The organism is Streptomyces sp. NPDC002133, from assembly GCF_040296405.1.
Classification (GTDB): Bacteria; Actinomycetota; Actinomycetes; order Streptomycetales; family Streptomycetaceae; genus Streptomyces.
In genome coordinates this window covers 201,935-224,239 of sequence record NZ_JBEOXF010000001.1, presented here as the reverse complement: position 1 = coordinate 224,239, position 22,305 = coordinate 201,935, and the positions used below count along the sequence as shown (strand labels likewise).

Here is a 22,305-nt window from a genome sequence, read left to right as displayed (position 1 = left end):
CTCCACGGCCAGGTTGTCCTCTACAGCCACGTTGTCGGTCACTTTCCTCCGACGCCCATCAGCCCTTGGACCAGGGCGCGACGGGCGAACAGGTAGACGAGCAGGATGGGGAGCATGGACAGGACCACGGCGGCGAGGAGGCCCGGGATGTCGACTCCGTGTTCGGTCTGGAAGTCGTAGAGGCCCATGGTGATCACCTTCGTCTCCGCCGACTGGGTCAGGACCAGCGGGAAGAGGAAGCCGTTCCACGCCTGGAGCGCCGAGAAGACCACGATCGTCGACAGGCCGCTCTTGGAAAGCGGGACGACGAGCTGGAAGAAGGTCCGCCGGGGCGAGGCGCCGTCCATGGTCATCGCCTCGTACAGATCAGGGGTGATGTCGCGCATCACGCCGGTGAGGATGAGCGCGCACACCGGCATCGCGAAAGCCGCCGTCGGCAGGATGACGCCGATGAGGTTGTCGTAGAGACCGGCCTTGCTGATGACGTAGAACATCGGGACGATCACGGCTTGCGAGGGGATCGCGAGGCCGAGCAGGAAGAGCCGGAAGACGACGGTGGTGGTGCGGCCCTGGCTGCGGACGATCGCGTAGGCCAGCGGCGGCACGAGCAGCAGGACGATGCCGACCACCGCCACGGTGACGATCACCGTGTTGAGGAAGTACTGCCCGAAGCCCTCGTTGAGGTCGTTGATGTAGTTGTCGAGCGTGAAGTTCTTCGGGAAGGCGAGCGGGCCGTTGGCCGCGTAGTCCGCGCGGCTCTGGAACGTCGCGATCAGCATGACGTACAGCGGCAGGCCGACCAGGAAGAGCCAGACGAGCGAGCCGAACCCCGCCAGGTAGTTGGGACGGCTCTTCATCACACGCCCTCCTGGGTGCTGCGCATCTTGTCGTAGCCCGACAGCTTGACCGTGATCAGCGAGATGATCGTGGCGACCAGGACGAGGAGCAGCGCGACGGCGGAGCCCGTGCCGAAGTCGAAGCTCTTGAAGGCCTTTTGGTACATGTAGTAGGCACTGATCGTGGTGTCGGTGCCGGGGCCGCCCTGGGTGAGGATCAGCACGGTGTCGAAGGTGGTGAGACCGCCGACGACCATGAGGATCACCGAGGTGATGACGCTGTTGCGCAGCTGCGGCAGGGTGATGTGGAAGAACTTCCTGATCCTGCCGGCCCCGTCGATCTCGGCGGCCTGGTAGAGGACCTGCGGGATCGCGCGGGCCGCGCCCTGGTAGATGAGCGTGTGCAGGGGCGTGAACTGCCAGGTGGCGACGTAGACGAGGACACCGATCGCGGATGCCTGCTTGCCGAGCAGATTGCCGTCCCCGAACAGCCACTGGGCCTGCGATGGCACACCGAAGTTGGGGTCGAGCACCGCACGCCACAGCACGGAGACGGCCGTGATGGAGAGCAGCAGCGGGACGAAGTAGATGGCGGTCAGCACCGCCCGGTTCCGCTGGCGGCCCGCGGCCCAGACGCCCAGCAGGATGCTGACGAGGGTCTGGACGGCGACACCGAGCACGGTGAGCAGAACGCTCAGCCAGAGGCTCTCCAGCATGACGGGGTCGTCGAGGAGCTTCTTCCAGTTGTCGAAACCGACGAACTCGGGCTCGCCGAGGCCGTTCCAGCCGGCGAAGGACAGCACGACGAGCATGCCGAGCGGGACGATGGCGAAGAGTCCGAAGAAGAGCGCGGCCGGAGCCGCCCAGGCGAAGCCCGGGCGGCCCACTCCGGTGCCGGACCGGCCGGGGGCCCGGCCGGTCCGTTCGGACTTCTCGCTGTCCACGGCGTGTGCAGTGGCAGTGGTCATGTCAAGTGATCCGGATCAGTGGTGGGTCAGGCGGCCGGCAGGGACTGCATCTGCTCGATGAAGCCGTCCGCGTCGATCTGGCCGTTGAAGAACTGCTGGACGGCCGAGTGGATCGTGGTGGTCGCCGCGGGCGGGTACGCCTGGTCCCAGGAGAGCTGGAATGCCGGGGCCTTCGCGACCAGGTCGTACTGGAACTTCGAGTACTCCGGGCTCGCCGAGGTGTCCAGGAAGTCCGGGGTGTTCGTCGTGGTGGGCAGGTTGCCGATGGACAGCTGCGCCTTCACGAACTCGTCCGAGTACATGAGCTCGAGGAAGTCGGCGACCGCATCGGGGTGCTTGGTCTTCTTCAGCACCGAGTAGTAGTTGTTGGTGTTGCCGGCAATGTTGTTCGGGTCGCCCTTGCCGCCGGTGACGGTCGGGAAGGTGCCGTAGCCGAGGTCGCTCTTGGCGAAGTCCGGGTGGGCGTCCTGCAGGGTCGAGTACTCCCAGGAGCCCATCAGCTCGAAGGCGGCCTTGCCGGTGGCCAGCAGGGTCGGCGAGCCCTGGTCGGTGAACTTCACCGAGTCGAAGTTGGTGCCGAAGGCGCCCGCGTCGACCAGCTCCCTGATCATGGAGAGGGCCTTCTTGCTGTCGGCGCTCTCCCAGGCGCTCTTGTCCCCGGTCATGGCCTTCTGGAACAGCTCGGGCCCGGCGACGCGGTCGTAGACGTACTGGTACCACATCTGCGTCGGCCACTTGTCGCCGCCGCCGAGCGCGATCGGGGTCACACCCTTGCCCTTGAGGGTCTTGACCGCTGCGAGCAGCTCGTCCCAGGTCTTCGGCGGGGTGATACCCGCGTCCGCGAGGACCTTCTTGTTGTGGAACATCAGGACGGGCTGGGTGCCGCGCATGGGGACGCCGTACGGCTTTCCGTCGACGACGGCGGTGTTGAACACCGAGGGCAGGAACTTGTCCTTCAGGCCCGGGTCCTTGGCGATGAAGTCGTCCAGCGGCATCAGCAGGCCGGCGTCGACGAACGGCTTGATGCTGCCGCCGCCCCAGTTGAAGAAGACGTCGGGGGCCTGCTTGCTGTTGATGATCGTCTGCAGCTTGGCCTGGTAGTCCGCGCCCGGGATGGTGTCCAGGACCGCCTTGACCTCGGAGGTCTTGTTGAAGGTCTCGACCAGCTGCTTCTCGACCTTGTTGGCCGCGTCGCCGTAGACCAGGACGTGAATCTCGTCGGACCCGCCTGCCGAGTCGTCGGAGTTTCCGCCGCACGCGGCCAGTGAGAGCGCCATTGCCAGCGTCACACCGCCGATGACGGCGGTCCGCGGGAACCGTACGCGTCGCTTCATCGCCTCGCCTCTCGAAACTATTTCGGCACCACTACCGAAAGTTCACGAGAGGGGACGCTAGGGCTCCCCACCTGGGGGGTCAACCCTCGAACAACGAGTTACCAAAGCGTTACGCTGTTGCGGCAGTTGAACGTGCCTTATGCTCCCGCCATGCGCGATGACGAGGAGATTGGCCGTATCACCCTGGCCCAGGTGGCCCAGAAGGCCGGTGTCTCCATTTCGACAGTTTCGAAGGTCCTCAACGGCCGGCAGGACGTGGCCGCGCCGACGAGGGTCAAGGTGGAACGCCTCCTGGAGACCCACGCCTACCGACGCACGGCGAGGTCGTCCCGGGAGGCACCGCTCATCGAGATCGTCTTCCACGAACTCGACAGCATCTGGGCGCTGGAGCTGATCCGCGGTGTGGAGAACGTCGCCAAGGCCAACCAGGCCAGTGTGGTGCTGACCGAGAGCGGCACCCGCCACTCGCCGGGACCCGACTGGATCGAGGGCGTGCTCCAGCGCCGCCCGATCGGTGTCGTCCTGGTCTTCTCCGCCCTCCCCCAGGAGGTCAAGCAGCAACTCCGGGCGCGGTCCATCCCCTTCGTCATCGTCGACCCGGCCGGCGACCCCGACCCGGACGTACCCTCCGTGGGCTCGGCCAACTGGACCGGCGGCCTGGCGGCCACCCGCCATCTGATCGAGCTCGGCCACCGGCGGATCGGCATCATCACCGGCCCCGAGGACATGCTCTGCTCCCTGGCCCGCCTCGACGGCTACCGCTCGGCGATGAGCATGGCCGGCCTGGAGACCGGCCCCGAGCTCGTCCGGTTCGGCGACTTCCATGTGGAGGGCGGGCACGACAGGGCGATGGAGATGCTGGCGCTGCCGCGTTCGCAGCGGCCCACCGCCATCTTCGCGGGCAGCGACCTCCAGGCGCTCGGCGTCCTGGAGGCGGCGCGCGTCACGGGGCTGCGTGTCCCGCACGACCTCTCGGTCGTCGGCTACGACGACGTGCAGGTCGCCCGGTGGTCCAGCCCGGCACTGACGACGGTGCACCAGCCCCTGCGGCAGATGGCCGAGGAGGCGGTGCAGATGCTCCTGCGGCTGCGTACCGAGGAAGCCTCCGCGACCAGGCTGGAGTTGGCGACCAGCCTCGTCGTCAGGAAGAGCACCGCGGCCCCGCCGGCCGAGGACGACGCCACGGCTCCCGCACCCGCGGGCAGGACGGCGGCTGCGCTCGAGGACGTCCCGGCACCCCGTTCCGGGGACTGAGGGCGAGGGCCCGTCCGCCGGACGGGCCGGATCCGGCCCCGCGCAAACGGCGGCACCCCGGGGAGGGCCCGTCCCCGGGATGCCGCTGACGCCGACCGGTCCGCCGGAGGACGGCGCTGTCGTCAGGAGGTGGTGCAGGCCCCGATGACGGCGGCCGACGTGTCGCCGTTGGTCAGGACCGTGAAGCCGAAGCTCGTCGATGCGCCGGCCGCCAGGTTCCGTTGCCGTTCGGCCTCATCGTCGTGACGTTGCCGCTGCTGTCCCAGGTGGGCGAGCCGCTCCAGGTCGTCGAGCTCCTCTGCGGGGACGTCACGGTGACGTTCACGCTCCAGCCGCTGATCGGGGAGCTGCCCGCCGTGATCGTCACCTTGCCGTTGAAGCGGTAGCTCCACGTTGCCGTAGCCGGTGGTCCGGGACGTGCCGGAGCCCTCGATGTCCAGCTCGGTGATCCGGACGTCGACGCCGAGGTCGGCGAAGCGCTGCAGGTTCTGCTGGTAGTCGCCGGGCACCGGGGACCGGCTGTTGAAGTGCGACTGGAAGCCGACGCAGTCGCTCGGCACACCGCGCTGCTTGAAGGTGCATGGAGTTTCGAAGAAGTTTCGGAATCCCGCGCCCTACGACGCGACGCCCACCCGGCCCGGATCGGCGAAGATCTCCTCCACGATGACGTCCGCGGCGCCGCGCACCGCCGCAGTGAAGCCCAGCGCCGAGCCGGTCACCCGGCACACCGCCGAGTCGCCCGCCACAGCCCGGTCGCGCAGTTCACGCATGGCGGCAGGAAGCAGATAGGGGGCGACCGCCGCGAAGTAGCCGCCCAGCACGATCACGTCCGGGTTGAGGAGATTCACCGGGATCGACAGGCCGATGCCGAGCCAGCGACCGATCTCGTCCAGTCCGGTCAGCGCCCTCGGGTCGCCCTGCGCGGCGCGGCGCAGCAGTTCCCGGGCCTGTTCCTGGGGGTCGTCGAAGGCGGTGCCCGCCGCCTGCCGGCTCACCAGGTCGGGAGCGGCGACCCGCATCGCGGCGGGCAGCCCCACCTTGGTCTCCAGGCAGCCGGTGCGCCCGCAGGCACACGTCTCGCCCGCGGGATCGACCTGGATGTGCCCCAGTTCGCCGCTGAAGCCACCGGCGCCACGCAGCAGTCTGCCGTCCGCCACGATGCCCGCGCCGATGCCCGCCTCGCCCGTGACGTACAGGAGGTCGGCGGCCGCGGACTGGGCGTGACCGCGCTCGGCCAGGGCGGCCAGGTTGGCCTCGTTGTCGACGACGACGCTGACACCGTCCGGCAGGCCGAGCAGATCGCGCAGCAGCCCGGCGACCGGGACGTCCTTCCAGTGCAGGTTCGGCGCGGAGCGTACGAGACCGGTGGCGATGTCCACGGGGCCGGGCACGGCGACACCGATGCCCACCGTGTGGACGCCGGCGCGAAGGGCGCCGTCGACCAGTTCCCCGGCCATCGCGGCGAGCGTGCGGATCGTGACCTCGGCGTCCTCGCGCGTCGCGTCGTGCACGAGGCGCCGCTCGTGGAGCGGCCGCCCCGCGAGGTCCGTCGACCAGGCCGCCAGGTAGCGGGAGTTGATCTCCAGACCCAGCGCGGCCACTCCCCTGCCGTCGATCTCCAGACGCCGTCCCGGACGGCCGACCGTGCCGTCCTGCTGGTAGTCGGTCTCGCGCAGCAGCCGGCGCTCGATGAGCTCCGCGACGAGGCTGGAGACCGTGGCCCGGGTCAGCCCGGTGTGCCGGGCGACCGTCGCCCGGGACAACGGCCCCGCCGAGCGGACCTCGCCCAGTACACGGACGAGGTTGACGCGGCGCACCGCCATCTGGTCGACGGGGGCCGCCCCGGGGGAGCGAGCCGCCTCGGCGGCGCTCTGTGACACGTACTCACTCCCTACCTGCCCCGGCAGGGCGACCTGCTTGAAGGGTTTCGCTGTGCGCCGGCTGCGGCGCGCCGAATCGCTGATCGCCATGGGGCGACGGGTCAACATAACCCGCCGGTTCCGGGCATGTCCCGGCGCGCCGGACCACGGACGGGGACACCCGGGCCCACGGACGGCCGCGCCACGGAGGCCATGGGCGGCCGCGCTCCCCGGGGCCGTGGGCGACCGTGCCACGCGCCGGGCGCCACGGGCGGCCGTCGACCGCCCCGGGCGCCCGGCAGGGACCGGGTCAGCGCACCCCGAGCAGGTGTTCCATCGCGAGCTGGTCGAGGCGCTCGAAGGCCATCGAACGCTCGGCCGCGCCCTGCACATCGAAGTCCTCGTAAGAGGCGGTGTCGGCAAGCAGGCCCTTCAGGCCGTCGGCGGCGGTCGGCAGCGCGAGCTCGTCGAGCCGGGAGGCGGTCAGCGCCTCCTGGACCTCGGCGTCGGCACGGAAGGCGGCGGCGCGCTCCTTGAGGATCAGGTAGTTGCGCATGCAGTTCTTCGCGGACTCCCACACGCCGTCGAAGCCGTCGGTGCGCACGGGCTTGAAGTCGAAGTGGCGGGGGCCCTCGTAGCCGGCCGTCTCCAGGAGGTCGACGAGCCAGAACGCCTGGCGCAGGTCGCCCGCGCCGAAGCGGAAGTCCTGGTCGTACTTGATGCCGGACTGGCCGTTGAGGTCGATGTGGTACAGCTTGCCCGCCCACAGCGCCTGGGCGATGCCGTGCGGGAAGTTCAGGCCCGCCATCTGCTCGTGGCCGGTCTCGGGGTTGACGCCGACGAGCTCGGGACGCTCCAGACGCTCGATGAAGGCGAGGGCGTGGCCGATGGTCGGCAGGAGGATGTCGCCGCGGGGCTCGTTGGGCTTCGGCTCGATGGCGAAGCGCAGGTCGTAGCCCTGCTCGGTGACGTACTCGCCGAGGAGGTCGAAGGCCTCCTTCATACGGTCGAGCGCGACCCGCACGTCCTTGGCGGCCCCGGACTCCGCACCCTCGCGGCCGCCCCAGGCGACATAGGTGGTGGCGCCCAGCTCGACCGCGAGGTCGATGTTGCGGATGGTCTTGCGCAGTGCGTAGCGGCGCACGTCGCGGTCGTTGGCGGTGAAGGCGCCGTCCTTGAAGACGGGGTGCGTGAAGAGGTTGGTGGTCGCCATCGGCACCTTGAGCCCGGTGCGCTCGAGCGCGTCCTTGAAGCGCTTGACGACCGCCTCGCGCTGGGCTTCCGACGAGCCGAACGGGATCAGGTCGTCGTCGTGGAAGGTCACGCCGTGCGCACCGAGGCCGGCCAGGCGCTCGACGGACTCGACGGGGTCGAGGGCCGGGCGGGTGGCCTCGCCGAAGGGGTCGCGGCCCTGCCAGCCGACGGTCCACAGACCGAACGTGAACTTGTCCTGCGGGGTGGGGGTGAAGGAATCGGACATGGTGCGGCCCCTTGGGTGACGGCAGCTCGATGATTTGTTTGTCTCCTAACCAATATCTCATGAAGCAGCTCCCGCCAAGCCCTCGGCCCACGGCACAGGCTCTGAGGAATATTCGATGATTCACCCCGTATGCCCGCTTGCCTCGTCCCCGATGCCCCGCTTGACGGCCGCTCACGCCCTAGACATATTTTGTTCTTCGTACAACCAAAATCAGCCCACATCACCAGTGAGGTGCGCAGTGCCGACATCACCCGTCGTCATCGGCGTGGACAGCTCCACCCAGTCCACCAAGGCGGTCGTGACCGACGCCGCCACCGGCCGGATCCTGGCGGTCGGGCGCGCGCCCCACACCGTCACCGGTGACGGCGGCGCGCGCGAGACCGATCCCGAGGGGTGGTGGCAGGCGCTGCGCGAAGCGGTCGCCGCCGCTCTCAAGGAGTCCGGCACGGCCGCGTCGGACGTCATCGGCATCGCGGTCGCCGGCCAGCAGCACGGGCTGGTCACCCTGGACTCCGCCGGACGCCCGCTGCGCCCCGCCCTGCTGTGGAACGACACGCGCTCGGCCCCGCAGGCGGCCGCGCTCACCGAGGCGCTCGGCGGCCCGGACGCCTGGCTGGCCCGCACCGGCTCCGTGCCCGTCGCGTCCATGACCGCCGCCAAGTGGCAGTGGCTGCGGGAGCACGAGCCCGCCGTCGCCGAAGCGGCCGCCGCCGTGCGGTTGCCGCACGACTTCCTCACCGAGCGGCTGACGGGCGTCGCGGCCACCGACCCGGGCGACGCGTCGGGCACCTGCTGGTACTCCACCGCCACCGGTGCCTATGATCCCGGGCTGCTCGACCTCGTCGGCCTCGACGCGGCGCTGCTGCCGACCGTTGCCACGGGCGGTGCCGAGCGCGTGGGCCCGCTGACCCGGGCGGCCGCCGCCGCGCTGGGCCTGCCCGAGGGCATCGCCGTGGCCGCCGGGACGGGCGACAACATGGCCGCCGCGGTCGGACTCGGGTTCGGCGGCGCCGGGCTGCTCGACCATCCCGTGGTCAGCCTCGGGACCTCCGGGACCGCCTTCGCGGCCACCCGTACGCGGGCCGTATCCGCCGCGCTCGCGGGGTTCTCCGCCACGGACGGCACCCATCTGCCCCTCGCGTGCACCCTCAACTGCACGCTCGCCGTCGACAAGGTCGCGGCGCTGCTCGGCCTCGGCCGCGAGGACGCGGAGCCGGGCGGCGAGGCAGTCGTGCTCCCGTACCTCGACGGCGAGCGCACCCCCGACCTTCCGCACGCCTCTGGCCTGCTCACCGGCCTGCGGCACACGACCACGGCGGGCCAGCTCCTCGGGGCCGCCTACGAGGGAGCGGTCTTCACCGTGCTGCGCGCGCTGGACGAGCTGCTGGTCGCCGTCGGCCTCGACCCGGACGGGCCCGGCGTGCGCTCCCGGCCGCTGCGGCTCATCGGCGGCGGCGCGCAGGGTCGCACCTGGGTCGAGACCGTACGCCGGCTCTCCGGCCGGCCCGTCCTGATCCCCGAGGCCCAGGAACTCGTCGCGCTGGGCGCGGCCGCCCTCGCCACGGGCGCGGCGACCGGCGACGACCCGGTGGCCGTCGCGACGGGCTGGGGCACCGGCCGGGGCCACGAGCTGCCCGCCGTGGAACGGGACCAGGCGACGTGGGAACGGATCGAGGCGGTGCTCGGCGATGCGGGTGGGTGGTTCGCCCGGGCGGGGCGCTGAGTCCTTCTCGCACCTTCGGAGGGCGCGGCCGGTTCGGCCGGGAGGTCGTGGAGCCCGAGCGCGGCACCTACGACTGGTCGCAGGCCGACGGTCTGGTGGCCTTCGGCTCGTCCGTGGCGGGGGCGGCGGGGCCTACTTTCCCGCTTTCCGGGATCGTCCCGGACCTCGCCGCAGAGGCCGGCCCCGGCCCCGGCCGCGGGGGGGGGAACAGCTGGATCGCATCGACGACAGGACCGCATCCGACGTCCGGGCGCCGAGTTGTCACCGGGTTGCCGTAGAGGAGACTGGGAGCAGGGAAGACGTCGACGCAGGGCGAGGCTGGGTGGCCATGGGTGCACCGGACGTCGGGCAGGGGACGAGCGAGCGCGACGGGTTCACGAGGCCCGGCTGGGCTCGTGTCGTGGTCGACGCACGGGGTGTCGTGACCGGTTGGAGCGCGGCTGCCCAGCAGTTGCTCGGGTACGCCGCCGACCAGGTGCTGGGGCGCCCGGCGGCCGACCTGCTGGCCAGGGCCGAGGAGCCGGCCCGGGAGCCGGGTGGCGGTGAGAGGGGCGCGGTCCTCGTGCGGCATCGCGACGGCAGGCTCGTGCCCCTGCGGCTGACCGTCCGTACCGAGGAATCCGCCCGTGCCGGGCGCGAGGTCGGGACCAGCTGGGTGGTGATGCTCGCCCCGGCGGCGACGCGGGAGCCGGCGGGGATGCAGGAGCCGGCGGGGATGCGGGAGCGGGACTGGGACCGGGCGCTGCTGGAGTCGCTGTTCACCCAGTCGCCGGTCGGGCTCTTCGTCTTCGACGAGCAGTTGCATCTGCTGCGGTACAACGCCGCGGCGGAGGGGATGCAGGGCACGCCGGAGTCGGAGGGGATAGGGAAGCGGCTGACCGAGGTATGGCCCGAATTCAGCGCGGAGTTGGCGGAACGCGTGCTGGCACAGGTGCTGGAGTCCGGCGTACCGGTGATCGGATTCGAGAAGCACGGCAGGACCCCGGGTGACCCGGGTCGCGAGCACGTCCACTCGGTCTCCGCGTTCCGCCTCGAGGACCACGACGGCCGTGTACTCGGCGTGGCCGATGCCGCGGTCGACGTCACCGACCGCTACCTCGCGCAGCAGCGGCTGGCCGTGCTGGCCGAGGGCGGTGCCCGCATCGGATCCACCCTCGATGTGATGCGGACGGCGCAGGAGTTGGCCGAAGTGGCGGTGCCACGGCTGGCCGACAGCATCGCGGTCGAGGTCCTCGAACCAGTGCTCGCGGGCGAGGACATCGTCCCCGGCCCCGTGCGGCCCGACGCGGTGCTGCGCCGTGCGGCTTCGCGGTCCCGCCGGCACGGCGTACCGGCCGGTGCCTACGCGATCGGCGAGGAGAGCACGTTCCCCCTCGTCGCCCCGTCCGCCCGGGCCCTCTCCGATCTGCGGCCGCGCCTGATCAGCCCGGTGCACGCGGACAGCGACTGGGTGCTGCACGATCCCGTCCGCGGCCGGCGGATGCTGGACGAAAAGGTGCACTCGCTCATGTTCGTGCCGCTGGTCGCCCAGGACCGCGCCCTGGGCATCGCCACCTTCTACCGCTGGGGGGAGCAGGGTCCCTTCCAGCAGGACGACCTCACCCTGGCCAGCGACCTGAGCCATCGCACGGCCCTGTGCCTGGACAACGCCCGCCGCTACCTCCGCGAGCACAACTCCCTCGTGTCCCTGCAACGCAGCCTGCTTCCGGGGGAGCTGCCCCAGAGCAACGGGGTGGAGGTGGCCCACGAGTACATCCACGCCGGTACCGGGGGCGGCTGGGTCGACGTCGTACCGCTGTCGGGAGCCCGGGTCGCCCTGGTGGCCGGCACCGTGCCGGGACGCGGCGTGGGGTCCGCCGCCGCAGTGGGACGGCTGCGGGCTGCCGTGCACACGCTCTCGGACCTGGACCTGGAGCCCGACGAGGTGCTCGCCCGGCTGGACGACCTGGTACGCCGCCTCGGCAGCGACGACTCGCAGGGCGCGGCCGGCGAACCCCCGTCCGCCGACGGCCCAGGGCCACGCCCGGTGAGCGACGACGCCGGGTGTACCTGCCTCTATCTGGTCTACGACCCCGTCTCCCAGCTCTGCTCGGTGGCCGGTGCGGGCCATCCCGGCCCCGCTGTCGCCTTCCCGGACGGGACGGCGAAGATCCTCGGCGTCCCCGCCGCCGCCCCTCTCGGCCTGCCGGGCCCCCCGTTCGAGAAGACCGAGGTGACACTGCCCGAGGGTTCCTTGCTCGCCCTGTACACCAGCGGGTTCCTGCAGGCGCACCCCGGTGAAGGGGAGGAGTCCCGGCTCGCCGGCCTGCTCGCCCGGTCGCACGGCCCCGTGCGGGACGCCGCCCGCATGCTCACCGAGGCGCTGGTCCCGGCACGGCCCAGTGAGGACGCCGCCGTGCTCGTGGCGCGGACGCACGCCCTCGGCTCGAGCCGGGTCGTGTCGTGGGACCTGCCGACGGACCCGGCGATCGTCTCCACCGCCCGTTCGCTCGTCACCCGCCAGCTCACGTCGTGGGCCCTGGAGGAGGAGGTGTTCGCCACCGAGCTCATCGCGAGCGAGCTGGTCACCAACGCCGTACGGCACGCGAAGTCCCCCATCCGGCTGCGACTGATCCGGGACCGCGTCCTGACGTGCGAGGTCTCCGACGGCAGCAGTACCGCGCCACGGCTGCGGCATGCCCGCACGAGCGACGAAGGCGGCCGCGGGCTGTTCCTCGTGGCGCAGTGCGCCGAGCGCTGGGGAACGCGCTACACACAGCGGGGCAAGACGATCTGGACCGAGCTCAAGCTCGCCTGATCGCGCGTGACGTGGTTTGCCGGCGGCCCCGGCCCAGGGGTTGACCGGGGCCACCGGGGAACGGGCACTCCGAGGGGAGCGAAGTGTCCGAACAGGAACACCGTGGGGCCGACGAGGAGGAGTGTCGTCCGCAGTGCCAGGTGCAGTAAATATATATACCGCCAAGTAAGCAAGAGTATGAAAAATTTCATTCCGGAAGTTGGCGTGAAAGACCCGGGCCCTGCGCAGGCACGCCGTCAGTACTCGAGGAAGAAGTCGTGCTGCTCCGCGGCCTGTTCGTACTTCTCCAGCCGGGTCTGCGTGCGCTCCGGGTCGGCGTCGGCCATGGCCTGAAGGATCGCAGCGGAGAGGACTCCGGGCGCCGCGTAGGAGTCGAAGACGAGACGTGATCCGGTGCCGGCATTGAGCGTCACGTCGGCCTCGTCCACGAGCGGGCCGAGCGTCAGGTCGGTGATCAGGGCGACGCGCAGCCCGGTGCTGCGCGCGGAGCGCACAGCCGCGAGCGTCTCCTTGGCGTGCCGCGGCATCGCGAAGGCCAGCACCCAGCTCCCGCCCGCCTCCCGGGACTGCAGGAGCGCGTCGTAGGCCACGCTGCCGCCGCGGGAGACCAGACGTACGTCCGGGTGGATGCGCCGGGCCGCGTACGCGAAGTACTCCGCCAGCGACGCGGAGATCCGCAGTCCCAGGATCGTCAGGGGGACCGACCGGGCCAGCTCGCGGCCGAGCGCGAGCACCTGGTCGGTGTCGGCGAAGACGCGGCGCAGACTCTCCAGGTTGCCGATCTCGGCGTCGACGGCGGCCTGGAGCTCGTTGCGGCGGCGCTCGTCCCCCGTGTCCGGAGAACCGGCGAGCGCACTGAGGGCGATGGGCTGGAGGGCTTCCCTGAGCGCCGGGTAACCGCTGAAGCCCAGCGACGACGCGAAGCGGGTCACCGAAGGCTGGCTGACGCCCACCCGCTCCGCGAGGTCGGTGATCGACAGGAACGCGGCCTCGGTGAGGTGGTCGGTGATGTACTGCGCGATGCGCCGTTGGCCGGGAGAGAGACGGTGACCGCCGAACAGAGCGCGGACCTTGTCCGCGGGGGACGGTTCGGTGTCCGGTGACTGCCGTCCCGGCGTGATCGCAGACGCCTGTGCGCGCGCCTGCTGCCCTGATGGCACCGTGTGCCTCCTTCTTGTCCCGCTCGTGCTCAACATAGCGCGACCCGCACCGCCGCGATCGGTCCCTCGGTCCGTCGTCCGTCCGGCCCTCCCCGCCCGCCGGCGCCCGGTTCCGGGCGGCGGTCACCTGCCTGGGCGGTGCCCGCCGGCTTCACCCGCCCCGCAGCGACGGGCCCGGAAGCGCCGCCGGGGCGCCGTCGCCGGGCGGACGCCGGGTCACACTCCGGGGACGAAGCCGCACGCGGGGGGTGCGTGTCCATGGTCGCGGAGGGAGTATGGAACGCGCGCGGATCCGGTGGGGTGGGCAGGTCCGCACAAATACGCCGTGACGGCGTCGGGAGGAGCGGCTAGGGATGGGTGGCACGGACGCGTTCTCCGCCGGCCAGGCCGCGACCGGTCAGGTGGAGTTCGGGCCTGCCCCGCCGGGCGGACTGCTGGACGTCCTGCAGATGGCGGCGATCGTGCTCGACGACTCGGGCAGGATCTCCCTCTGGAGCCCCGCGGCCGAGGAGCTGCTCGGCTACACCGCGGAGGAGGCACTGGGCCAGTACGCGGCCCGGCTGCTCGTCGCCGACGAGCACATCGAGCTCGTGCTCGGCCTCTTCGCGCAGGTCATGGGCAGCGGCGAGAGCTGGGCCGGGGTCTTCCCCGTCCGGCACAAGGACGGCGGCATCCGGCTGCTCGAGATGCGCAACATGCGGCTGCAGGACGTGCACGGCAGCTACTACGCGCTCGGTCTGGCCGCCGAGCAGGCCACGCTGCGCCGCGTGGAACGGGACCTGGCGCTGTCCGTACGCCTGGTGGACCAGTCCCCCATCGGACTCGCCGTCCTGGATTCCGACCTGCGCTACGTGGCGGTCAACCCGGCACTGGAACGGCTCAACGGCATCACCGCCGCGCAGCAGATCGGCAGGCGGGCGGGCGAAATGCTGCCGTTCCGGCACGACGGGACCATCGAGGCCGCGATGCTCACGGTCCTGGAGAGCGGGAAACCGCTGCTGGACCGCCAGGTCCTGGGCCGGACCCCGGCCGACCCGGACACCGAGCGGGCCTGGTCCGTGTCCCTGTTCCGGCTGGAGGACCCCAGCGGGCGGATCCTGGGCGTCGCCGCATCGGTCGTCGACGTCACGGACCGGCACCAGGCGGCCATGGAGGCGGAGCGGGCGAGGCACCGGCTCGCCCTCGTCGCGGATGCGTCGGTGCGCATCGGCACCACCCTGGACCTGCGCGAGACCGCCCGGGAGCTCGCCGCGGTCGCCGTGCCCGAACTCGCCGACATCGCCGCCGTGGACGTCCTGGACTCCGCCGTCCAGGGCCGTCGCGAAGAGATCCCGGCGGGCGGCACCGCGGTCCTGCGCGCCCTCGCCGTCGCCGCGGCGGCCCCCACCCCCGCGGTCCGGGCGGCCGACCCGACCGGCGAGCTCGCCCGCTACGCCTCGGACCGTCTGGTCACCAAGTGCGTGCAGACGGGCGAGCCGGTCGTGGTGCCCCGTGTCGGCGAAGCGGACCTGCCCAGCATCGCCCGCGACGCCGATTCCGCCGTCCTGCTCGCCGAGGCGGGCGTCCACTCGTATCTGGCCGTGCCGCTGATCGCGCGGGGCGAGGTGCTCGGCGCGCTCGATCTCAAACGGTTCAGGAATCCGCTGCCCTTCGACTCCGACGACATCATCCTGGCATCGGAGCTCGCCGCCCGGGCGGCGGTGTGCATCGACAACGCCCGCTGGTACCAGCAGCAGCGCAACACCGCGCTCACACTGCAGCGCAGTCTGCTCCCCCAGCAGCCGCCCCCCGTGGTGGGCCTGGACGTCGCGTCGCGCTACCAGCCGGCCGGTTCCGCGGGAGAGGTCGGTGGCGACTGGTACGACATCCTCCCGCTCAGCGGGGACCGGACCGCCCTGGTGGTGGGCGACGTGATGGGCAGCGGCGTCAACGCCGCCACCGCCATGGGCCAGCTGCGCACCGCGACCCGGACGCTGTCCGTGCTCGATCTCGACCCGGCGCAGGTGCTGCACCATCTCGACGCGATCACCATCGGCCTCGAGTCGTACATCGCCACGTGCCTCTACGCCCTCTACGACCCCCATCAGGCCCAGTGCACCATCGCCACCGCCGGTCATCTGCCGCCGGTGCTGGTACGACCGGGCCACCCCCCGCGCCTGCTCGAACTGCCCACCGGCGCCCCGCTCGGCGTCGGCGGCGTCCCGTTCCGCGCCGTCACCGTCGACCTCAACCCGGGCGACCGGCTCGTGCTCTACACCGACGGCCTCGTCGAGACCCGCGACCAGGACATCGACGTGCGCCTCGACGTGCTGCTCGGGCTGCTCGACGAGCCGCGTCCGGGGCTGGAGGAGACGTGCGACCGGCTGCTCGAGGCCCTGCGCAGCGGGATGGGCCAGGACGATGTCGCGCTGCTGATCGCCGGCGTACACGACCGGCGCGACTGACGACGCACACTGCGGCCGGCTCGGTCGGCCGTCCGGTGCGCCGGGAAGGGCCCCGGCCCTGCTCGGGGCCGGGGCCCTTCCGTGGAGCGGGACCTTCGACGAAGCGGTGAGCGCTAGTGCAGCGGATCGATGTTCGAGCGGCCGCCGCGTCGGGGCTCCGCCGAGAGACGACGGCCACCGCCCTGGCCGCCCCTGGTCACGGCGGCCATGGCCAGGCCGAGGCACAGTGCCACGACGCCGACGATGATGTTGCTGACGACGCTGCGCGTTGTGGCGACGTCGCCGGCGACCAGCCACGGAGCGATGATCGTCCATGCTCCGATGACGATGGCCGACCATGCCATGGCGTGGGTCCGCTCGTACGCCGAGCCGAACCCGCCCATGCACACGGCATAGGCGACGCCGGTGATCAGGTTGCTGACGGCCAGTGTGGTGAGGCCGTTGAACCCGGCGATCCACGGCGAGGCCGCCAGGTAGAGGCCCGTGAGCAGGGCCAGAGTCTCTATCGCCTGGGCGCGGGGCGTGCTGGTCGCTCGCTCGAAGCGGGCGCGCATCTCGGCCAGGTCGGGATGCTGCTCGATGCTCGGGTGTGTGGTCATTGCCGGCCGTCCTCCCTCGGGAGCCTGAATTGACCCTTTCATCTGAAATGAAACGCTTTTTGTACCGTTCCGGTCAACGGCTTCCACGACGCTGTCGGACCGGTCTGGGAAGCTCCTGGCATGGAGACGACACTGCAGCTGACCATCGACTGCGCCGACCCGCGAAGGCTCGTCGCCTTCTGGTGCGAGGCGCTCGGCTATGTGCCCGAGCCGCCGCCCGGCGGGCATGCCACCTGGCGGGACTACTGGGCGGACATGGGGGTACCGGAGGACGAGCTGACCGACGGCGCAGGGGACGCGCCGGAGTCGATCGTCGATCCGGACGGGCGGGGACCACGCGTGTGGTTCCAGGTGGTGCCGGAGCCGAAGACGGTCAAGAACCGGGTGCATCTGGACCTGAAGGTGGGCGGCGGCCGGGGCGTGCCGGTCGCGCTCCGCACGCAGCGGGTCACGAGCACGGTGGAGCGGCTCGTGAAGGCCGGCGCCACCGTGCTCCGCGTCATGGACGAGCCGGGCATGGAGTACTACGCGGTGGTGCTCCAGGACCCCGAGGGCAACGAGTTCTGCGTCGTCTGACGCGCTCCCGGACCACCGTGCACCACCGCGTCAGGCGCCGGGGCGGCGTGGACCCGCTCGCCTCCGACGTACGTCAGCGCGACCCCGGTCTCCGCGATGGCCTCGGGCGGCCCGGCGTACGGGTCACGGTCCAGCACGATCAGATCCGCGAGGGCCCCGGTGCGTACGGCGCCGGTGTCGTCGAGGTGGTTCACGTACGCCGAGCCCGCGGTGTACGCGGTGAGTGCGGCGGTCAGCCCGATGCGCTCCTCGGGCAGGAACGCCGGTCCCGGCTCCCCCGGCAGGACGCGGTTGACGGCGACATGGATGCCCTGGAGCGGGTCGGGGCTGCTGACCGCCCGGTCGCTGCCCGCGGCCGGCGTCGCCCCGGCGCCCAGCAGCGCGCCGAACGGGTACTGCCACGGCACGGCATCTGGTGGCGGACATGAACCTCAGCGCCTGCCCGGGAGCGCTCGACATGCTGCTCACGGCAGCGGCTGCCCGGCTGGAGGAGGTGCCGAGCCGGACGCCCCGTCGGCGGCCACGAGCGACCGGGTGAACGGAACACGGGCCAGGGCGACCACGCCGAGGGCGATCAGCGCGAAGCCGAGCAGCTGCGGCAGCAGCCACCAGCCGGAGCGCACGTGCTCCTCGTACAACAGGATGCCGAGCGCCAGACTCACCGTCGCGTCGCCGAGGGTCAGCGCGGGCTGCGAGGCGACGAGCGGTCCCCCCTGCAGCGCGTTCTCCAGGAGGAAGAGCGCGGTCCCGCCGGTCACGGCGAAGGCGTAGGTCTGCCAGGTGGTGAAGAAGGCCGCGACTCCCCGGTCGTCCAGGGTGTGGGTCGCCGACTTCATGAGCGCCGCGGTCAGTGCGTAGCTGATGGCGGTGGCCGCGCCCAGGAAGGCCGCCCGGGCCCGCCCCTCGGGGCGCCTCAGCGCCACGGCGGAGAGGACCACGACCGCTGCGGCACAGACGACGAGAGCGGGCAGCCAGCGATCCATCGGTACATCCGTGCGATTGCCCGCGGGGGCCAGGGCGGCGAGGGCGACGCCGAGGCCCACCACCACACAGGTCACGGCCAGCCAGCCGGAACGGGGCAGCCGGCGCCGCATGAGCAGCGACGCGACGATCAGCGCGAGCGGCAGTTCCAGGACGAAGAGCGGCTGAACGACCGCTATCGGTCCGCTGTTCAGGGCCAGCGCCTGGCACACGCCCGCGGCGATCACGGCGGCGATGCCGGCCAACCAGAGCGGACGCCGCAGCAGATCGACCATCAGCCCCGGGCGGAAGCCGGCCGCGCTGGGCACCTTGAGGGCCTCCTGGCGCTGCAGCACGGTGGCGAAGGCGTTGCTGAGCGCCGAGGCGAGGGCGAAAAGGACCGGGAGGAAGGTGAACACCGTGCGACCTCCCGCTTCCACCCGCATCTTCTGTCCCGTACTTCTGCCATGGTGACCCCCGCCCGCCGTCCCCCGCGACCGAACCGGCCGGGCTGCGGTGCGCACGGCGCCGTCCGACAATGGGTCCAGGTCGCATGCCCCGAGCCGCATGCCCGACCCACTCACGACGTCGGACGACGTCGGCACGGCGTCGGCCGAGAGGAACGTGCTCATGCGCGCAGAGTCGTCAGCGGCCGCGCGGACGGGGGCCTTCATCGCGGTCACGGTCGCGCTGTTCTGCATCCAGCTCGACTTCTTCGCCCTGAACCTGGCCATCCCCGGTGTCTCGCACGAATTCGGTGTCACGGCCCCGGCCGCCCAGTGGACACTCTCGGCGTACATGCTCGCCATCGGCTGCTCCTTCATCGTGGGCGGCAGGCTGGGCGACGTCTTCGGGCGCCGGGGCACCCTGCTCACCGGGATCACGCTGTTCGCCGCCGGTTCCGTGGGGTGCGCACTCGCCCCCGGTCTCGGTCCGCTGGTGGCCGCGCGGATCGTGCAGGGCGTGGGCGCGGGCTTCGTCTTCCCGGTCTCCGTGTCCGTGATCAGCAACGCGTTCCCGGAGGAGACCCGCGCGCACGCCCTGGGCTGGGCGTTCGGTGTCGCGAACATCGGGACCGCCCTTGGTCCGTTCGTGGGCGGCGGCTTCACCGAGGGGCCGGGCTGGCGCTGGATCTTCTGGCTGCTCGCACCGCTCAGCGCGCTGGCACTGCTCATCGCGTTCGCGTACGTCCCCGACTCGCGCGACACATCGGCGCCCCGCCAGCTCGATCTCGTCGGCTGCTTCACGATCGTGTGCTGTCTGGGCGCCCTCACCCTGGCCGTGGAGCGCGGCAGCGCCTGGGGCTGGGACCATGCCCGCACCCTCGCCCTCCTCGGTTTCGCCGTGGTGACGGGCGGGCTCTTCCTGCTGCGCGAGCGGCTGGCGCGGCATCCGCTGATCGATCTGCGGCTGTTCCGCAACATCCCGTACGTTCTGGTGACCGGGATGGGGTCGATCGCCAACATGGGCTACGCCGTCACCGTCTTCGTCGCCACCCTCTACCTGCAGGGCGTGCGCGGGCTGTCCCCGCTGACGGCCGGCATCGTCTTCCTGGCCCCCGCCCTGCTCGTCGCCCTCAGCGGGCCGCTGGGCGGGCGGCTGGCGCTGCGGATGCGGCCGACGGCGGTGATGGCGCTCGCCGGGGCCGTCGCGGGGACCGGGATGTACGCGCTCAGCCATGTCACCGCATGGTGGCTGTACGTGCCCGTCTTCGCCTGGTGCGGGCTCGGCCTCGGCCTCGGCTGGACCTTCTCCAGCGTCGCCACCCAGCAGGTCGTACCGCCCGCGCGAGCGGGCGAGGCATCGGGCGTGCTGCTGACGTTCCTGGTCACCCTGGGTGCGATCGCCCTCGCCGGGGCGGCTGCCGCGATCACCTCGATGACCCCGGAGAGGTCGCCCGAGGAGGCGTACGACGCGATCCTGCGCTTCGGCGGCGTCGTCATCCTGGCGGCGGCCGTCGTCGTCATGGCCGTACGCCACCGGCTCGTCGCCCTCGGGAAGGCCCCACCGCTGTCCTTGCACACCGCGCCGCTGCCCGTGCCGAGCGGGGACGGAGCCGCCGACGCCCGCGGTGGTGACCGGCGGACCGGCGAGGACCGGCAGTGACCGGCGGGCCGGAGCGTACGGCGATCCTGCACCGGGCGGTCCGCGTGGCCGTCGCGGCGAGCGCCGGCTTCTACTCCTTCCTTTACGGGTTCGACCAGCCCGTCATGGCGCTGTACGCGCTGTTCGCCCCCGTCTCCCTCGGCGCGCTGTCGTCGGTCCCCGGGTCGGGCCGGCAGCGGGCCGTCGTGATGCTGAAGGCGCTGCCGATCGCCCTGGCGCTGGTGACGCTGGGAACGGCCCTGGCGGTACGGACCTGGGCCGCGGTGCTCGGGATGCTCGTCGTCGGCTTCCTCCTCGCCTTCGCGGCGGTCGCGGGCCCCCGCCCGGCCGGGGTGGCACCCGGGCTGCAGCTGTTCTACATCCTGGCGTGCTTCCCGCCGTACGCCCCCGAAACCCTGGGCCTCCGCCTCGCCGGCCTCACCGCGGGGGTCCTGCTCCTGGTCGCGTGCGAGCTCTTCCTCCTGCCCACGCCGGCGACCGCCTCCTACCGGGACCTGCTGGCGGACGCGGTCGACACCGCGGCCGCCGCGGCGGCGGATCCTTGTGCCGCGTCGCCGGCCGGCCTCCGTGAGGCCGGCAGGCTCCTGCGTCTTTCGCAGCTGCCCCCGGCCGAACGGCCCGCCGGCCCCTGGCGCACGGACCGGGCCATGTTCCAGGCGGGCAGCGCGGCCCGCCGGCTCCTCGACCAGCTGGCACACTTCGCCGACGCGAAGTCGGCCGACGGCACCGTCGCCTCCGGCGGCGGGGGCCGGGGCGGCGTGGACGCCGCTTCCGAGTCGCTCCTGCGCCGGATCGCGGCCCTGTGCACCGGCATCGCGGCCGCCCTGCGCGCCGGCAGGCCGCCCCCGGCGCCCGGGACGCTCGAGGACGCGATACGGGAATTCCAGGAGCTGCGCGTCCGGCAGGCCACGGGCCCGGCGGACACCGTGCCCGCGGTGCCCGTGCTGCGACACCAGGCCTCGGTGCTGGCCATGGCGGAGTCGGTGCGGATCCTGGAGACCGCGGTACGGGTCGGCACGGAGGGGCGGCGGACGGCACCCATCGCGCCGCAGGAACTCTTCTGGTACGCCGACGCAAGCACCGCGAGACTGTGGAAGGCGCGGCTCCTCGGGAACATGACCCTGCGCTCGGTGCAGTTCCAGAACGCCGTCCGGATCGCGCTCGGGCTCGGTGCCGCCCGGCTGGTGGCGGGATCGCTCGATCTGACGCACGGGTTCTGGGTGCTGCTCGCCGTCCTGACCCTGGGCCGGACCACCGTCGGGGCCACCTGGGCGGCCGTGCGCAAGGCCGTGGCCGGGAATCTCGTCGGCGCGGTGGCCGCCGGTTCGCTGATCCTGGGGCTCGGGCCGAACACCGAGGCGTACGCCGCCATCCTCGCGCCCGGGATGGTCCTCGCGTTCACGCTCGGGCCGCTGCTCGGAATCGCCTGGGCACAGGCGCTGTTCACGCTCGTCGTGGCGTCCGCGTTCGCCCAGATCGCGCCCGCGTCCTGGCACCTGGCCGAGGCACGCCTCGTCGACGTGGTGGCGGGCAGCGTGATCGGGCTGCTGTGCGGGCTGCTCGCGTGGCCCGCCGGCGCCCGGCGCGAGGTGCGCAGAACCATGGCCGCCCTGCTCCGCTCCTGCGGCCCGCTGATCACGGGAACGGTCGGCGTGCTGCTGGGCGACGCGTCGGGCACCAGGCCCCCGCCGCCGTCCACGTGGCCCACCCTGCACCGCCTCCGGCTCGCGGAGGCCGCGTACGACCAGTACCGGAGCGAACCGGGCCGCGACCGGGCCGCCGCCCTCGCGGACTGGCATGCCGTGCTCATCACCGCGAACCAGGTCCTCCTCGGCACCCACTGGCTTCCCTGCTTCGCTCCGCCCGTGGTCGTGGTCCCGCCGGACGCCGCCGACTGGGCCCGTACGACGGCCGACCGCCTGGCCGCGACCACCGAGCGGATCGCCGTGCTCGTCACCGAGGACGCACCGAGCCCACGGGCACCCGATCCGCCGCGTCCGGTACCGGCGGACGCCCCGCCGCTGCCGATGCTGATCGACCTCGAGACGTGGCTGCGCAGTCTCTCCGCCCAGCTCGCCCGGATCGAGGACTCGTTCCACGACACGGCGCACGCCGTGATCGTCCGCGGCGGCCCCGGCTCTTAGGGGGCGCCCTATACCTGGCCTCATGCCCGAGGGGAGTCCTCCCCGGCACCGGGGATCCTTGTCCC

The 22,305-nt window shown here is 72.0% G+C and carries 15 protein-coding genes and 2 pseudogenes; 7 read left to right on the top strand and 10 right to left on the bottom strand.

Annotation, left to right across the window (positions count from 1 at the left end):
• Positions 1–38: 38 nt before the first annotated feature.
• The 3 genes from ABT078_RS00920 to ABT078_RS00910 are packed head-to-tail and all read right to left on the bottom strand — an operon-like array spanning position 39 to position 3,138.
• A complete protein-coding gene (locus ABT078_RS00920; protein ID WP_351222386.1) occupies positions 39–857 on the bottom strand; it encodes a carbohydrate ABC transporter permease in 819 nt (272 codons plus the stop codon).
• On the bottom strand, positions 857–1,804 hold the full coding sequence (locus tag ABT078_RS00915) for a carbohydrate ABC transporter permease (RefSeq protein ID WP_351222384.1): 948 nt from the start codon (positions 1,802–1,804) through the stop codon (positions 857–859). The genes ABT078_RS00920 and ABT078_RS00915 overlap by 1 nt, the downstream gene beginning before the upstream one ends.
• 26 nt (positions 1,805–1,830) lie before the next feature.
• Complete coding sequence (locus tag ABT078_RS00910) at positions 1,831–3,138, bottom strand: ABC transporter substrate-binding protein (RefSeq protein ID WP_351222383.1); 1,308 nt, start codon at positions 3,136–3,138, stop codon at positions 1,831–1,833.
• A gap of 150 nt (positions 3,139–3,288) precedes the next feature.
• Between ABT078_RS00910 and ABT078_RS00905 the strand changes: the two genes are divergently transcribed.
• On the top strand, positions 3,289–4,392 hold the full coding sequence (locus ABT078_RS00905) for a LacI family DNA-binding transcriptional regulator (protein ID WP_351222381.1): 1,104 nt from the start codon (positions 3,289–3,291) through the stop codon (positions 4,390–4,392).
• Between the two features lie 122 nt (positions 4,393–4,514).
• Here the strand turns inward: ABT078_RS00905 and ABT078_RS00900 are convergent.
• From ABT078_RS00900 to xylA, 3 genes and pseudogenes are all read right to left on the bottom strand, one after another.
• Positions 4,515–4,967: pseudogene (locus ABT078_RS00900) on the bottom strand (endo-1,4-beta-xylanase); the annotation flags it as partial.
• Between the two features lie 39 nt (positions 4,968–5,006).
• Positions 5,007–6,272, bottom strand: a complete 1,266-nt coding sequence (locus tag ABT078_RS00895; RefSeq protein WP_351222379.1) for an ROK family protein — start codon at positions 6,270–6,272, stop codon at positions 5,007–5,009.
• A gap of 289 nt (positions 6,273–6,561) precedes the next feature.
• Positions 6,562–7,731: a xylose isomerase gene (gene xylA / locus ABT078_RS00890; protein ID WP_351222377.1), complete on the bottom strand. Its 1,170-nt coding sequence runs from the start codon at positions 7,729–7,731 to the stop codon at positions 6,562–6,564.
• Positions 7,732–7,969: 238 nt separating this feature from the next.
• Here xylA and xylB point away from each other — a divergent pair, with 238 nt between their 5' ends.
• Positions 7,970–9,454 carry a xylulokinase gene (gene xylB, locus ABT078_RS00885; RefSeq protein WP_351222375.1) on the top strand — a complete coding sequence of 495 codons (1,485 nt, stop codon included), beginning with the start codon at positions 7,970–7,972 and terminating at the stop codon, positions 9,452–9,454.
• A 328-nt stretch (positions 9,455–9,782) separates the two neighbouring features.
• Positions 9,783–12,251, top strand: coding sequence for a SpoIIE family protein phosphatase (locus ABT078_RS00880; protein WP_351222373.1), 2,469 nt, complete (start codon positions 9,783–9,785; stop codon positions 12,249–12,251).
• 236 nt (positions 12,252–12,487) lie between these two features.
• Here the strand turns inward: ABT078_RS00880 and ABT078_RS00875 are convergent, their stop codons facing one another.
• Positions 12,488–13,411: a MurR/RpiR family transcriptional regulator gene (locus tag ABT078_RS00875; protein ID WP_351222371.1), complete on the bottom strand. Its 924-nt coding sequence runs from the start codon at positions 13,409–13,411 to the stop codon at positions 12,488–12,490.
• A gap of 353 nt (positions 13,412–13,764) precedes the next feature.
• Here ABT078_RS00875 and ABT078_RS00870 point away from each other — a divergent pair, with 353 nt between their 5' ends.
• The gene (locus tag ABT078_RS00870) at positions 13,765–15,855 is read left to right on the top strand and encodes a SpoIIE family protein phosphatase (RefSeq protein WP_351222369.1); all 2,091 of its coding nucleotides are present in this window, start codon (positions 13,765–13,767) and stop codon (positions 15,853–15,855) included.
• Positions 15,856–15,968: 113 nt separating this feature from the next.
• On the opposite strand, the gene ABT078_RS00865 is transcribed toward ABT078_RS00870, so the two are convergent.
• Positions 15,969–16,454: an SPW repeat protein gene (locus ABT078_RS00865; protein ID WP_351222367.1), complete on the bottom strand. Its 486-nt coding sequence runs from the start codon at positions 16,452–16,454 to the stop codon at positions 15,969–15,971.
• Positions 16,455–16,574: 120 nt separating this feature from the next.
• Between ABT078_RS00865 and ABT078_RS00860 the strand changes: the two genes are divergently transcribed.
• Positions 16,575–17,030, top strand: a complete 456-nt coding sequence (locus ABT078_RS00860) for a VOC family protein (protein WP_351222365.1) — start codon at positions 16,575–16,577, stop codon at positions 17,028–17,030.
• Between the two features lie 41 nt (positions 17,031–17,071).
• On the opposite strand, the pseudogene ABT078_RS00855 reads toward ABT078_RS00860, so the two are convergent.
• Both ABT078_RS00855 and ABT078_RS00850 read right to left on the bottom strand, forming a co-directional pair.
• Positions 17,072–17,446, bottom strand: a pseudogene (locus tag ABT078_RS00855) (amidohydrolase family protein); the annotation flags it as partial.
• 48 nt (positions 17,447–17,494) lie between these two features.
• A complete protein-coding gene (locus ABT078_RS00850; protein WP_502981121.1) occupies positions 17,495–18,436 on the bottom strand; it encodes a DMT family transporter in 942 nt (313 codons plus the stop codon).
• Between the two features lie 121 nt (positions 18,437–18,557).
• Between ABT078_RS00850 and ABT078_RS00845 the strand changes: the two genes are divergently transcribed.
• Positions 18,558–20,096, top strand: a complete 1,539-nt coding sequence (locus ABT078_RS00845; RefSeq protein ID WP_351222361.1) for an MFS transporter — start codon at positions 18,558–18,560, stop codon at positions 20,094–20,096.
• A complete protein-coding gene (locus ABT078_RS00840) occupies positions 20,093–22,240 on the top strand; it encodes an FUSC family protein (protein ID WP_351222359.1) in 2,148 nt (715 codons plus the stop codon). The genes ABT078_RS00845 and ABT078_RS00840 overlap by 4 nt, the downstream gene beginning before the upstream one ends.
• The last annotated feature ends 65 nt before the right edge of the window (positions 22,241–22,305 follow it).